The organism is Limosilactobacillus difficilis, assembly GCF_947387495.1.
Classification (GTDB): Bacteria; Bacillota; Bacilli; order Lactobacillales; family Lactobacillaceae; genus Limosilactobacillus; species Limosilactobacillus difficilis.
In genome coordinates this window covers 1-567 of record NZ_CANDNU010000104.1, presented here as the reverse complement: position 1 = coordinate 567, position 567 = coordinate 1, and the positions used below count along the sequence as shown (strand labels likewise).

Genomic DNA, 567 nt, shown 5'->3' with positions numbered 1-567 from the left:
AAATATGCACACCTTACTAAAGAAGAGCGAGTGATGATTGCGACTTTAAAGTCGCAAGGACTTTCCAATCGCGCAATCGGTCGTCAATTAGGAGTGAACCACCAAACCATTAATAATGAGCTTAAACGTGGTACAGTTCGCCAAATTCGTCGTCAAAAATTAAATGGTAAGACTTACGATTACCCTTATTACATCTACAGTTATAAAGCTGGTCAGAATATTTATCTTAAATGCCACCAACGGTCCGGTCGTCCTCGTTTATATTACCGCTCAAAGCGTTTTTTACAATTGGCCGACCAATTAATGCTTGGTGAATTTGATGAGCATCGTTACTCTCCTTAAGCAGCTATTTATAAGGCACGTGATTTGATGGGTGATGATTCACTGATCCCTAAGTCTGTTGTGACTTTGTATCAGTGGATAAATGATGGTGTATTCCGTACGTCTAACTTGGACCTTTTTGAGAAAACTAAACGTAAACACCATCAATCTCATCCACAAGCCAAAAAGTGCTTAGGACCTAACATTGCTCAACGTCCACAGGTTGCGGACCAACGGTCCGAAATT

General features: G+C 40.6%; 1 pseudogene. It reads left to right on the top strand.

Annotation, left to right across the window (positions count from 1 at the left end):
• Positions 1 to 567 (top strand): annotated as a pseudogene (locus QOR82_RS09435) (transposase); the annotation flags it as partial.